Source organism: Paenarthrobacter sp. NPDC092416 (assembly GCF_044755025.1).
Lineage (GTDB): Bacteria > Actinomycetota > Actinomycetes > Actinomycetales > Micrococcaceae > Arthrobacter.
The window spans coordinates 212,333-225,177 of sequence record NZ_JBIVQG010000005.1 but is presented as its reverse complement, the minus strand read 5'-3'; the positions used below and the strand labels follow the sequence as shown (position 1 = coordinate 225,177).

The window sequence follows — 12,845 nt, the reverse complement described above, 5'->3', positions numbered from 1 at the left end:
AGAAGAAGAAGTGCCTGAAATTACAACCGCCTTACGCCCTGGATCAGTACTCGATGCTCAGGGTTCGACCATCGAAACGGACATCCTCATCATCGGGTCGGGTATGGGTGGTGGAACACTCAGTTGGGCGCTCCGGGATTCAGGCCGCAAGGTCCTGGTCGTCGAACGTGGTGACTTCCTGCCACGTGAACCAGAAAACTCACAGCCCGAAGCGATGTACCTCGACAAGCGATACAGCAACGCCGAGGAGTGGTTCGACGGCAGTAACGGCAAGCCTTTCCGGCCTGGCGTGTATTACTGGGTGGGCGGCAATACAAAATTCTACGGAGCCTGTCTTCCGCGGTTCCGTCGGCAGGACTTTGAGGAGACGGCCCACCATGACGGGACGTCCCGGCCGTGGCCATTCGACTATGACACCATCGAGCCCTTCTACGCACAGGCCGAAGAGCTCTTCCAAGTTCATGGGAGGCTCGGCGAAGACCCCACAGAACCCAATCATTCAACGGAATACCCGGCCCCCGCGCTGGATCACGAACCTACAATCGAGCGCTTTGCCTCTTCACTGCGGAAGCAGGGCTTGCACCCCTTCCACATGTCCAACGGGATGAATCTGAACACTATGGAGGAGCGTCGCGCCGACACCATTTCCGACGGCGCCCCCTCAGAATCAGGCGTCAAGAGTGAGGCGGAAAACCGGGCCCTTCGCCCGGCCTTGCAATCGGAGGACGTTAGTCTGCTCGTAAACGCCAAAATCACTAAATTGATCACCAGCGACGATGGTACGAAGGTCGTGGCTGCTGAGGCCGCCATTGGTGGGCGAAAGGTGCGCATCGAGGCCAACCAGTTCGTCGTTTCGGCCGGCGCTGTTAACTCGGCGGTTTTGCTGCTGAACTCAGCAAATGAGAAGCACCCGGACGGTTTGGGCAATTCGTCAGGTCTGCTGGGACGAAACTACATGGTGCACAACAGCACCTTCTTCATGGGAGTCAACCCCTTCAGGCGCAACCGAACTGCCTGGCAGAAGACGCTGGGTTTGAACGATTGGTATCTCGCCGGCGAAACCAATCCATTCCCTTTGGGCAATCTCCAGATGCTCGGGAAGCTTCAGGCACCGATGGTGAAGGCGGCCAGGTCCTGGGCGCCACTTTGGGCACTCAAAATGGTGACCGACCGCAGCCTGGATATCTACCTGACCACGGAGGACCTGCCTGACCCGAACAACCGGGTTCGTGTTGTCGACGGGAAAATCGTCATCGATTGGAAACCGAACAATATCGCTCCCCATGAAGAGCTTGTTAGGCGCGTCTCGGCGGCAGTCAGGAAGGCGGGATATCCGATTATCCTGACCGAGCGGATGGGCATCGCGACGAACTCGCACATGTGCGGAACTGCCGTGGCCGGCTCCGACCCGAAAACCAGTGTTCTAAACGGAGACTGCCGCAGTCATGACGTTGACAATCTATGGATCATTGACGGCTCGTTCTTCCCGTCGTCCGCTGCGTTGAATCCCGCACTGACCATCGCGGCGAATGCCTTGCGGGTGGCCCCTTTCATTGCCGCTAGCTAGCCCAGCAAGGGTCGGTGGCGGAGACAACCGCGCCACCGACCCTTTTTGGCAGTTCCAGGTGTGGAGCCATCGAGTCTCCAGCTTCGGCGAATGTGTTGGCCGCGCGGAAGCGTATGGCACGTGGAATCTCCCTTACGGAGGTTCCACCTTGGCTTCGCTTTCGCCCCCCAGAACCCAGGATTGGAACCCCGCTTAAATGGGACAAGAGTCTTTGAACGCGTTCGGTCGAGGCACGCGAGGCAAGTACGTAGTGTCTGGTATCCGCAGGCAGCAAATTTTGAACACAGCCGAGAATTTGGTGCTGCAGGACGGCCATAGATCCGTCACTATGAAGCGCATCGCCGCGGAAGTCGGCGTTAGGGAATCTACCTTGTACCACCATTTTCCATCAAGAGACGCCGTCCTTCTGGAGGTGTTGAGGCGACGGGAATTGTGCTCACCGGGGAGCGACAGTAACAGTCCGTTCAAGTGGCTGATTTCCATCATTTCCAGCCATCCCTCGAAGCACGGTCTCGTGGAGCTGTACCTGTACTTCGCGAGCAGAGCTGCTGAGGTAAAGCACCCGGCGCACGATTACCTGCTAAACCGCCACAACGTTCTAACTAAACTCTTCACAGAGTCTTCCCACTATGACGAAAAAATGACGCTGGATCCTCGACTTGCTTCTCAGATTTTTATTGCCTTGATTGACGGGCTCTTGGTGCGGTGGGTTCGCGAGAGAGACTCAGCCGTGGCTAATCTCATTACTGAACTTAGTAGGGCGTTGGCCTTCCCCGACGCCTGGCCTGTCGATGCTGCCGGTCCGAAAGCCGGGCTCCTATCCGAATCGATTCGTGAGTCAATCCGTCGGCAGGGTGGATTACTTAGAGCGCGTAGCTGAGCCGGGAAAGGTAACCGAGCGTGAGTGGAACAAAAAGGCATAGAGCCATCATCGGGTTGCTACATCAGCACTGGGGCTTACGAGTTTCGCGGTTAGCCGACGAGCTAGGTGTTTCTGAAGCTACTATCCGCCGAGATCTTTTACAACTCGAGCGTGAAGGGGTGCTTCGGCGGGAGCATGGTCGAGCTGTCAGCCAGTTAGGGCAGACGCGCGGCATTCCTTTTCGGCTGCGGGAAATAGATTCAGCTCCGACTAAAGGGCTGCTCGCCGCGGCAGTAGCTACAACAATAAAAGACGGTGAGACAGTGGCGTTGGACAGCGGAACAACCTGCCTGGCAGTGGCCCGTGAACTCGCAGGGAGACCGCTGACAGTGATGCCGCTGTCCGTGCAGGGCATACGTGCATTAAACGGACATCGAGGGACGGAGTTGATCGTTCCCGGGGGCTCAGTCCGGCAGGAAGAAGGGGCGATAGTGGGACCTCTTGCCGATGCTTCCATAAAGTCCGTCCGTTTCGACGCCGCTGTGATCGCACCGTTCGGGGCGGAAGCCAAACACGGTTTCACAGCGTTCGACGTTCAGGATGCAACCACAAAGCGTCATGTCCTGGATGCTTCGAAAAGATCTGTCTTCGTCGTGGAAGGCGCGGCGTTCTCTCGCCTGGGTCATGCGGCAATCTGCCCGATGTCCGCGATTGACATATTGGTCACCGACAGTGGAGCACCGGTAGAAATACTTAGCAGTCTCAGAAGCGAGGGGGTGGAGGTCATAGTCGCTTAGAGTATTAGAGCTTCGATGCGTCTCGCCGACGCTGAAACGCCAAACCGCACCTGCAGGTTTGGATACCAACCGGCCATGCCGGTTGACAGCGAGTCAGAGAGTCCGAAGGGCGATGACACACGTATCTAGGTGCCATGTAGGACGGCTCGCTCGATGCAGGCCAGGTACCTGCTGCGCCTTGGTCATCGCACCATCGTCCAACAGGGCGGAGCGAAGTGTCCGTCGCTCCGAGTTGCCAAGTTTGCTTGGAGGTTGCCCGCGGGCCCACCGAGCGCAGGATCTTGCAGAGCGCCAATACCGAGTGCCATCTGTGTCGAGGACGCGCCTGCACCAACTAGCGGGTCTATCGTGCCGGGTCAGTGCACCCAAATCGGTGTGGATAAAAGACCCGTGGCTGCACATTACAGAGGTGCCGTTCCCGGATAGCCGCCGCTCACAATCATCCGTTCGCCGATGCGCGAATGCGGGCAACTATCCAACTGCTGGGCGAATGGTAGAACACCACCGCCCCAGATGCCGGCCAGCGGCCGGTGGTGGACACTGAACTGGTGGTCCGAGATCCAGCGGACGCCACGGTAGCTCCCACCATGCCGCTCCTGCGACGCCGCAGGTATAACGTTTGACGGTGCCGCAAGGCATCTGGCTGTGACCGTGTGGGGCGCGAGACACCCTGCCGTGTGCGCAGGGTGTCTCCTACGGGCAGTAACCTCAGTTCACGATGGCCTTCTCCGGTTCGCCAAGGGACAGCATGAGCCGGTTGGCCCAGTTGAAGAACGCCGCACCGTGGATGACATCCGAAATTTCGAGGGCGTCGAGCCCTTCGAGTTCGAGCGCATTGACGTGTTCGGCGCTTAACTGCGGGGGAGTCTGAGCGAGTGCCTTGGCCGCGGAGGCGATTGCGGTCCAGCGGGGGCCGAGGTCAGCCGAGGTGCCTTGGTCAAGGAGCCGCTGAACGTCGTCGTGCCGGTCGGAGTAGTGGGAAGCGAACCGCGCGTGCACGGAGGCGCAGAAGACGCAGCCGTTCTCCCGCGATGTCGCGGCGGCCGCCAGCTCGCGCTCGGCGCGTGGCAGCCCTTCCTTGGTGTTGTAGAAAATGTCCTTGTCAGTCCTGGTCCGGGCCCCGAGGATATCCGGATCCCGGGCCAGCAGACGGAAGTAGTCGCTGGAGGCTCGGGATCGGTCCACGAGCCCGTCGTATTGGCGGTCCGTGAGGTCCTCCACCGCAGGGGCATGCAGCCAAGGAACCCAACCAAGTTGCTCCTGGGTAAAAACCTCGGGGCGGTTCAGCGTGGCATAGGTAACGACTTCGTAGGTCATGCGTTGATCCTTACTGTTTGGGCACCTTCGACGTCTGCCGACGCCGCGGCACCGGCTTCGTGCTGTGCCGTATCGCCGGCCAGGAGTTCCAACCCGGCGATAACCCGGAGCTGGTAGGTCAGGAAGGCGACGAGTTGCGAGAGCGTCACGATTCCCGTGGTCGACCAGCCGGCTCGTACCAGTGCGTCCAACGCATCAGGCGAAGCTTCCCGGGGCCGGAAGACCAACAAGTGGGCGTGTTCCAGTGCGGCCACCAACCTCGTTCCCAAAGCTTCCGCCAGGTTCGGCGCGGCGGTCCAGCGGAGGCCCGGACGGTCCTCGCTGCGGAGTCCGGGCTCCCGGTACTCACCGTAGGGTCCCTGGGCTGCGCCGGCAGCAGCTGCCTCATGCAACGAAGCGGCGAGGCCGGGATTCGTGTCGGACTCTTCCAAAGCTTGACTGTAGAAGACCGCGGCCGCCTGGTTGCCGTGCAGCAGCGCCACAAACACGGCGACGGCAGTGCGTTCCGTCAGGCTTGCGTCTTCCACTTGTTCAGCATGGAAAAGAGCGAGGTAGCTTGATTGTGTGTTGTCGCGGGTGATGGGGCGTCGGTGACGCAGTACGTCCAGGGGTGCGCCTGGGGTGATCCCCAAAATAGTGTCGACGGCGTCGGGTTTGGTGTTACTCATTTCTCTCCTTGCAGGGCGGGTATGAGGGCGTTGGCAGGCTTCCAGCCGAGCCTCCGTACTACCTCGGTGGCAGCGAGTTCGATGGAGCGAAGGATGTGTTCGTGGGGTGGGTCGATGGAGTGGACCTGGAAGGACACGTCCGTTGCCCGCTCCAGTGAACTGTCACGGCTAAGTGATTCGACGACGTCCTCCACCGTTCCCACGTGGGCGTCGGTGGCCGCGATGAGGGCTTCCACGTCGTGGCTTTCGAAGACATGACCTTGGCGTTCGAAGTGCGGGACGATCCGGCGCAGTCCGGCTTCCGCGAAGTGAAGGGCGGTGGCCCGGTCGTCGGCCACGAACAGGGTGCGGGAGGCCAGGATACGAGGCGTGGCCCCGTTGGGGAGTGCCTCAAGGTAGGCGTCGATGATGGGGTTCTGCAGGTGGTCCAGCGGTGCATCCGCCAACGACCCTTCGCGCGGTTGGGTCCGTGACAGCATGAGGCCATCGCCGGAGCGGCCTGCACGTTCGCCTCCACTGCTGGAGAATGTTGCCTGCCATAGCCTGTCGAGCAGTTGAGGAACTGCCGGGTAGAGGGCATTGGCCGAGGACCGAATATCCTTGCCGCCCCACGCCTCGGTGAGGAGTTGCAACTTTTCCACGAAAATCCGACGGCGTTGGTCACTTTCGAGTCCGAATGCAGCGAAGGAGGACGCGGTGCCGCCCGTCCCCACTCCCACTTCAAGCCTTCCACCGGCGAGCAGGTCCAGCACGGCTGTGTCCTCCGCCACCCGCAACGGATCCTCCAGCGGAAGCGTGATGATTCCGGTACCGAGCCGGATGCTGGTTGTCCGGGCAGCGGCGTAAGCCAAGAAGACCAGCGGGGCCGGCAGGCCGCCTTCGGCTTCATTGAAGTGGTGCTGTGCCACCCACGCCGTATCAAAGCCCGCTTTTTCTGCGGTCTGGATTTGCTCCAAGGCCAGCCTGTAACGCTCAGCCGGGCTGACGTCGTCGAGCAGGCGCGTGAAGAAGCCGATCCGTTTGTTAGCTTCTGCTCGGTGGGTCATTGCTTCGCCTTTCGGTTGCCGGGGATCGCCTCGATCAGCTCCCGGGTGTAGTGGTGTTGGGGGTTGTCGAACACCTCGGACACAGTGCCTGCCTCTACTTGCCGGCCGCCGCTCATGACGGAAACGGTGTCTGCGATTTGCCGCACCACGGCCAGGTCATGGGTGATGAACACATAGGTCAGGTCAAGTTCGCGTTGCAGTTCTTCCAGCAAGGCGAGGATCCGGGACTGGACGGTGACGTCCAGCGCTGAAACGGCCTCGTCCAAAATCAAGACCTGCGGTCGAAGGACTAAGGCCCTGGCAATGGCCACCCGCTGGCGTTGGCCGCCGGAGAGCTCCCGTGGATGCTTGGTCAGCAGGCTCTCCGGCAAATGGACACGGTGAAGCAGGTCCCGGACAGTCTTGACGCGGTCCTCGCGGGAGACTGGACCGAAGTTCAGCAGGGGCTCTTCGATGATCCTGGCGATCGTCTGCCGCGGATCAAGGGAAGTGAAGGGGTTCTGGTAGACGAGTTGAACGTGCTTCCGGAATTGTCGGAGGCTCTTGGCGTCCAATCCGGAAAGCTCGTGGCCGCTGATGGAGATGCTGCCTGAAGTGGGCCGTTGGAATCCTGAGAGGGCACGCGCGGTGGTGGTCTTCCCGGAACCGGATTCACCGACGATTGCGTGTGTGCTGCCCTGAGGAACCTGGAAGCTCACGTCGTCCACGGCCCGGAACCGCTGGTTCCGCCCGGTGTCAAACTCTTGAACGAGGTTGGCGACCTGCACTGTGTTGGTGCGGCCAGGCTTGGGCGCCGGGCGGGGAACGACGGGAGAAATCGACGGCGCATCGGCCAGGAGTTGCCGTGTGTAATCGGTGGCGGGGTTCGTGAGCACCTGGGTTGTAGGGCCCTGCTCCTGGACCCGCCCGCCTTTCAGCACCACAACGCTGTCGGCACGGTCTGCCGCCACGCCGAGATCGTGCGTGACAAAAAGGACCGCTGTGCCGGTCTCGGCCCGCAGGTCATCAATGAGGTCCAGAATCCGCCGTTGAACAGTGACGTCCAGGGCGCTGGTCGCTTCATCGGCGATGATCAGCTGGGGCTCAAGGGCTATGGCCGCTGCGATCAGGACGCGCTGCTTCATGCCTCCGGAGAGCTCATGGGCGTATTGCCCGGCACGGCGTTCCGGCTCCGGGATGCCCACCCGCTCCAACAGCTCGAGGACCCGCTTCCGTCGCTCCGGCTTGGGAAGCTTGGTGTGCAGGCGCAGCACCTCTTCCACCTGGGCGCCGACGGTGAGAACCGGGTTCAACGAGCTTGTGGGATCCTGCGGAATCAGCGCGATCTTGGCGCCACGGATCGATTCGAGGCGTTTCTGTGACCATCCGGAAATGTCCGTGCCGTTCAGGAGGATGCTGCCACCGTCTATGCGGCCGTTGCCGGCGAGCAATCCGATGACTGCCTGGGCCGTAGTGGATTTCCCGGAACCCGATTCACCCACTAAGGCAAGGACTTCGCCCGGCGAGATCTTCAGCGAAACCTCGTGAACAACCCGGCGGTGTTTTCGGTGTCGGTCCGCATACGACACGGACAGGTTCCTGAGTTCCAGCACGGGAACGGTGTCCGGCTGCCCAGGTGCGGCCACGGCCGGATCTGTCAGAACGTCGGTCACGGGTGTACCTTTCGGATCGAATGGCTGATGCGGTTGGCGGACAAAACCACGGCAACCACCACCAGGCCCGGGTAGGTGGTCAGCCACCAGGACGTGGCCACATAATTCCGCCCCTCAGCGATCAACAGCCCCCACTCCGGGGTGGGTGGGGGAGCGCCGTAGCCCAGGAAGCCAAGGGTGGAGATGGCCAGGATGGCACTGCCGAACTGCAGGGCCACGAGTGCCAGCACCGGTCCGGCCGAGTTGGGCAGGATGTGGCGCCATAACACTGCGGTGAACGTTCCACCGCTGCCGAAGGCTGCCTCGACAAAATCGCTGCGGCGCACCCGGAGGACTTCGGACCGGGAGAGCCTGGCGAAACTGGCTACGGATCCGATACCCACGGCGATGGCGGCGTTCACGGTGCCAAAGCCCAGGATGATGATGATGCTCAGCGACAGCAACAGGCTGGGTATCGACAACAAAACGTCCACTATCCGCATCACTACGGCGTCGGTGATGCCGCCCAAGGACCCTGCCAGCAGCCCGAGGATGGTTCCCACCACGAGTCCAACGGCGACGGCGACAAGGGCGCCCGTGACCGAGTTGATTGATCCGTGGATCATTCGCGATAGGAGGTCGCGGCCCAGCTCATCGGTGCCCAGCAGGTACTCAGTGTCGGGCGGGAGGAGCTTGTCCCTTGCCTTGCCGGAGACCGGGTCATGACTGGTGAACAGTCCAGGGGCGATGGTCCAAAGCGCGACGATTCCCAGGACAAGCCAGGCAAGGAGCAGCCCTGGTTGGATCCGTGGGATGGTGAAGGGCCGCTTGGCTTCCACAGGATCGGGTGTGAGTTCCTTCGCCGGGGACGCGGTTTCCTCCACAGTGGCGTGGCTCATGTGAGCGCTCCTGCCTTTCGCTTGAGCCGGGGGTCCAGCAAGGGGTACAGCAGGTCCACGGCGAGGTTGACCAAAACGAAAGCCGCGGCGGCGAGGACCACCACCGCCTGAAGTACGGCCGCGTCCTGATTGTTGACTGCCTGCTGTGTCAGTTGGCCCACGCCGTTGCGCCCGAAGACTGTCTCGGTGACCACGGCCCCTCCAATCAGTTCGCCCAGCAGGACACCGGCAATGGTCAGGGCCGGAAGTACCGCATTTCGGGCCACATGGTGGCTGAGTACCCAGGCATTGCTTCCGCCACGCGAACGTGCGACGGCGACAAAGGGCTGGGTGCGTACGTCGTCGATGCTCCGGATCAGTACCTGCGCCAGCGGTGCTGAGAGAGGGACTGCCAGCGTGGCCACTGGCAGGATCAGGCCCAAGGCCTCAGGCGGGTTGATGACGGGGATCAGCTTCAGCCGGAAGGAAAAGACCTGGATCAGAACGATGCCCAACCAAAAGACCGGCACGGAGACCAGCAGGGACGGTAGCGACTGGAGTGCGTCCCTCAGCCAGGCGAACGGTGCCAGGCTGGAGAGGAACGCGATTGCGACGGCGAGGATCACCGCGGCGACGAAGCCCAGCCCCGCCAGTGCCAGCGTCGACGGCACAGTGGCGGCCAGTAGATCCACCACAGGCACACCGGCCTGGACCGAGTAACCGAGGTTGCCGGTGAGGAAGCCTCCCAGGGAGTCAAGGTACTGCAGGAACAACGGAGTATCTGCGCCATAGGAGCTGCGGATGTCCGCGATTTCCTGGGGGCTCAGGCCCATGTCCGGGTTTTGGTATTTGATCAGCAGGGCATCACCGGGCAGCGCTTGGAGCAGCACAAAGGCTATGGTGAACGCTGCCCAGAGGACCAGGGTGGCCTGGCCGAATCGGTTCAGGAGGTAGCGCGGCATATCAGTTCTTCTTGAGCCAGACGTTGTAGAGGCTGGGACGGCCCACGGCTTCGAAGGCTAGCCCGTGCAGGTACGGTGCGGAAGCAAACACCTGCGGTTCTTCGAAGATCGGGATGACCAGGGCTTGGTCGATGAGGTGGTTCTGGATGTCGGCGACATCCTTCAACCGCTGCTCGGGATCGGTACGTGCCGTCTCGGCTTCGAGCAGGGAGTTGAGCTTCTCATCGACGAAGCTCTTGACCTTTTGGCTGCTGCCACCGATTTGCAGCAGAGCGTCACGGTTCTTCGGGTGGAACTGGCTCTTGATGACATCCGGATCTGCGCGGCCAACCATGGCAACGGAGACTGGCGTCTTGTCGGGATCCAGGCTGTCAACGGTTTTGCTGCCGGAATCGCCGACCAGGACGTTGAGCTTGACGCCAACCTTCTGCCATTGCTGCGCCACCAGTTGCAGCACGGCCTTGTTCTGCGGCTGCGGCAGGGATTCGTAAATGGTCAGGGACAGTTGGGCTCCGTCCTTGGTCCGGATATCGTCGGCTCCAACTTTCCAGCCTGCTTCTTCCAAGAGTTCCTTGGCCTTCTCCGGATCGTGTCCAAGCTTGCCTGACAGATCCACATAGCCTGCGGCGTCCTTGGCGAGAACGGAGGTAGCTACCGGGTAGTTCTCCGAGAAGATGGTGTCCACAACTTCATTCGTGTCCGTGGCCTTTAGAAGTGCTTGCCGGACTCGGACATCGGCCACCAGCGCGTTGTCGGGACGGAACACAATACTGTCGTTGACCCCGCGGGTGCCCGGCGCGTAGATCTTGAAGTTCTGTGCCGCCACCTGCTTTTCGTCGTACGCCTGGACCTGGCGGATCAGGTCGCCTTGGCCGGCGAGGAGTGAGCCGGTGCGGACGCTGTCTTCCGGGGTAACGACGATCTTTACGGTGTCCAGGTAGGCACGGCCTTGGTGCTCCGCCTCGGCGGGTCCCCAGTTGTAGTCCTTGCGGGCGTCGAGGACCAGCTCCTTGCCCAGGACCTCGCTGGCCACAGTGAAGGGACCACTGCCGATGATGTTTCGGGCGTCACCGAGTTCGTCGTACTTCCGGTCGAGGGTGCTGATGGACACGATGCCGGAGCCAATGGTGGCCGTGCCCTGGAGGAAGCCGGGCGAGGACTTCTTGAAGTAGAACTTGACCGTGAGCGGGTCCACCACTTCGCTGTGATCGTAGTTATTAATGACCTCGGAGACAGGTTGGTTCAGGGCCTTGTTGCCCAGGCCGTAGGTGTCGAAGTTGCGTGCCACCGCGGCGGCATCCACGGGTGTGCCGTCAGAGAACGTGACGCCGCTGCGGAGCTTGAACGTGTATTCGGTCAGTTCAGCGTTACTGGTCCAGGACTCGGCAAGCCAGGGCTCAATCTTAAGAGTTTCGGGGTTCTGAAAAGTGAGCTTGTCCGTGATCTGGTTGAGGACGCCGCCGTTGGGATAGAACCCTCCCGACGGCGGATAAAGGTTGGTATGGGCCTGCTGCTCGAGGTAGACCAGTGTGCCGCCGGTGACTGGAGTACCGCCGTCGTCAACCGGATTGGTGGCCTCCGTGCCGGAGCCGCAGGCGGCCAGGACGCTGGCCAGCGCAAGCGCTGCTATGCCGGCTGAGATGGCGCGGACAGGTTTGCGGAAAACCATGGAAGGGCCTCTTTCGCATGAAACGGACTGCGCGGAAGGACCGCGCTGGGAGTGATGTAAGGACGTCTTGACATCACTGTAGGAGGGGCAAAAGCTCTGCCGAATTCCACCGACATCAGCGGTCACTCCAGTTCGCATTAAGCAAAACCGGGTCACGCTCCGCAATGAAAATGCCTGTTACTTGCCGGCTCTAGGAGCCGGGCCGGCCGAAGCGGCAGCGGACCACGCCGACCAGGACCCGACGTACAGGGATGCATCGATGCCGATGGTCGCCAGCGTGAGGACCTTATGGGCGGCCAGCACTCCGGCTCCGCAGTAGGTTCCGACGGCGGCTCCGGACGTTAGTCCTGCGTCGGCGGCCTTGGCGCGAAGTGCTTCGGCGGGGAGCAGCAGGCCGTTGGGGTCGAGATCGGTGCTGCTGGGCGAGCTGTGGGCGCCTGGGATGTGCGTCACGGGTCCGTCCGGGCTGCCGCTGAGGTGCTCCGCCTCCCGCGCGTCGATCAACACACCGGCAGGGGCAAAGTCGGCTGCTTCTTTGGTGCTCAGAGTGGGGAGGCGGCCACTGCCTGAAGGCTCGAATGCCCGCAGCGTCACGGTTCCAGGCCGCGAGGAGGGATGGGAAACAGTAGTAGGAAGGCCTTTGCTCAGAGCCAGTAGCCGTACCCGCCGTCCAAGACCTTCACATTGGTAAATCCCGCCCATCGGAGTACCCGCCAGGCCCTGGCGGCGGATAGGCCGTGTCGATTGTCGTAGACGACGATCCGTGAAGCGTCGTCAATGCCGTAACCCCGGAGGGCCCGCTGAAGGATTTCCAACTCCGGCAGGGGGAGCGCGCCATCGGAGGCGGGCCGATGAACGCCGGCGTCAGCGAGGACAGTGGGCAGGTGGACGTAGTGAGCCCCTGGCAAGTGACCGGCGTCGTATTCTGCCTCAGGGTCCGCGAGCCCGGGCCTGAACCTGACGTCCAGCAGGACTGGCGGCTGCCCGCCGGACAGTTGCGAGCCAGGTCTGCGGCGCTGATGAAGTGCTCGTCCCGGAAGTCGTCCCGGGCAGCGGCAGCTGTCGGGGACAGACCGGTGGGGCTCATTCCGTCACTCCCGAGCTGACGGGGACATCCGTCGTCGAACGCGTTTCAAAGGGAAACGGGTCTTCCAGCTCATAAACGTTGCCCGGGACTGCCAGGCCGAGATGGTCGCGCAGGGTGGTTCCTTGGTAACTATCCCGGAACAGGCCCCGGGTGCGAAGTTCCGGTATCACGCCCCGCGTGAACGCTCTAACTGGTCACCCAGATAAGGGGTGAGGATATTGAATCCGTCCACACCACCTTCTTCGTGCCAGGCCTGCAGGTAATCCGCCACCTGCACGGGCGTGCCTACCACCACGCTGTAGGGCACCAGATGGTTGACCAGAAGGTCGCGCCAGCGCACCGGCCGACGGGTACCGGGAAC

At 61.9% G+C, this 12,845-nt stretch carries 13 protein-coding genes; 3 read left to right on the top strand and 10 right to left on the bottom strand.

Annotated elements, in window-relative coordinates:
* Window positions 1-10 precede the first annotated feature (10 nt).
* The 3 genes from ACIQC5_RS12130 (at window position 11) to ACIQC5_RS12120 (ending at window position 3,226) form a co-directional block, all read left to right on the top strand.
* Window positions 11-1,567 carry a GMC oxidoreductase gene (locus ACIQC5_RS12130; protein WP_400282240.1) on the top strand — a complete coding sequence of 519 codons (1,557 nt, stop codon included), beginning with the start codon at window positions 11-13 and terminating at the stop codon, window positions 1,565-1,567.
* 196 nt (window positions 1,568-1,763) lie between these two features.
* Window positions 1,764-2,447, top strand: coding sequence for a TetR/AcrR family transcriptional regulator (locus ACIQC5_RS12125; RefSeq protein WP_400282237.1), 684 nt, complete (start codon window positions 1,764-1,766; stop codon window positions 2,445-2,447).
* A gap of 20 nt (window positions 2,448-2,467) precedes the next feature.
* Entirely contained in the window at window positions 2,468-3,226 is a 759-nt protein-coding gene (locus ACIQC5_RS12120; RefSeq protein ID WP_400282234.1) for a DeoR/GlpR family DNA-binding transcription regulator, read from the top strand.
* A gap of 708 nt (window positions 3,227-3,934) precedes the next feature.
* On the opposite strand, the gene ACIQC5_RS12115 is transcribed toward ACIQC5_RS12120, so the two are convergent.
* The 10 genes from ACIQC5_RS12115 to ACIQC5_RS12070 form a co-directional block, all read right to left on the bottom strand.
* Entirely contained in the window at window positions 3,935-4,543 is a 609-nt protein-coding gene (locus ACIQC5_RS12115) for an alkylhydroperoxidase domain protein (protein ID WP_400282231.1), read from the bottom strand.
* Entirely contained in the window at window positions 4,540-5,211 is a 672-nt protein-coding gene (locus ACIQC5_RS12110; protein ID WP_400282229.1) for a CMD domain protein, read from the bottom strand. Before ACIQC5_RS12110 ends, ACIQC5_RS12115 begins: the two co-directional genes overlap by 4 nt.
* Complete coding sequence (locus ACIQC5_RS12105; protein WP_400282226.1) at window positions 5,208-6,257, bottom strand: putative FMN-dependent luciferase-like monooxygenase; 1,050 nt, start codon at window positions 6,255-6,257, stop codon at window positions 5,208-5,210. The genes ACIQC5_RS12110 and ACIQC5_RS12105 overlap by 4 nt, the downstream gene beginning before the upstream one ends.
* Window positions 6,254-7,909: a dipeptide ABC transporter ATP-binding protein gene (locus tag ACIQC5_RS12100; protein WP_400282223.1), complete on the bottom strand. Its 1,656-nt coding sequence runs from the start codon at window positions 7,907-7,909 to the stop codon at window positions 6,254-6,256. Before ACIQC5_RS12100 ends, ACIQC5_RS12105 begins: the two co-directional genes overlap by 4 nt.
* A complete protein-coding gene (locus tag ACIQC5_RS12095; RefSeq protein WP_400282220.1) occupies window positions 7,906-8,787 on the bottom strand; it encodes an ABC transporter permease in 882 nt (293 codons plus the stop codon). The genes ACIQC5_RS12100 and ACIQC5_RS12095 overlap by 4 nt, the downstream gene beginning before the upstream one ends.
* Window positions 8,784-9,728 carry an ABC transporter permease gene (locus tag ACIQC5_RS12090; protein ID WP_400282217.1) on the bottom strand — a complete coding sequence of 315 codons (945 nt, stop codon included), beginning with the start codon at window positions 9,726-9,728 and terminating at the stop codon, window positions 8,784-8,786. Before ACIQC5_RS12090 ends, ACIQC5_RS12095 begins: the two co-directional genes overlap by 4 nt.
* 1 nt (window position 9,729) lies before the next feature.
* Window positions 9,730-11,397, bottom strand: a complete 1,668-nt coding sequence (locus ACIQC5_RS12085; protein ID WP_400282214.1) for a TIGR04028 family ABC transporter substrate-binding protein — start codon at window positions 11,395-11,397, stop codon at window positions 9,730-9,732.
* Window positions 11,398-11,574: 177 nt separating this feature from the next.
* Entirely contained in the window at window positions 11,575-11,991 is a 417-nt protein-coding gene (locus ACIQC5_RS12080; RefSeq protein WP_400282211.1) for a sulfurtransferase, read from the bottom strand.
* Between the two features lie 50 nt (window positions 11,992-12,041).
* The gene (locus tag ACIQC5_RS12075) at window positions 12,042-12,392 is read right to left on the bottom strand and encodes a sulfurtransferase (protein WP_400282424.1); all 351 of its coding nucleotides are present in this window, start codon (window positions 12,390-12,392) and stop codon (window positions 12,042-12,044) included.
* A gap of 258 nt (window positions 12,393-12,650) precedes the next feature.
* Complete coding sequence (locus ACIQC5_RS12070; RefSeq protein ID WP_400282209.1) at window positions 12,651-12,824, bottom strand: hypothetical protein; 174 nt, start codon at window positions 12,822-12,824, stop codon at window positions 12,651-12,653.
* Window positions 12,825-12,845 lie beyond the last annotated feature (21 nt).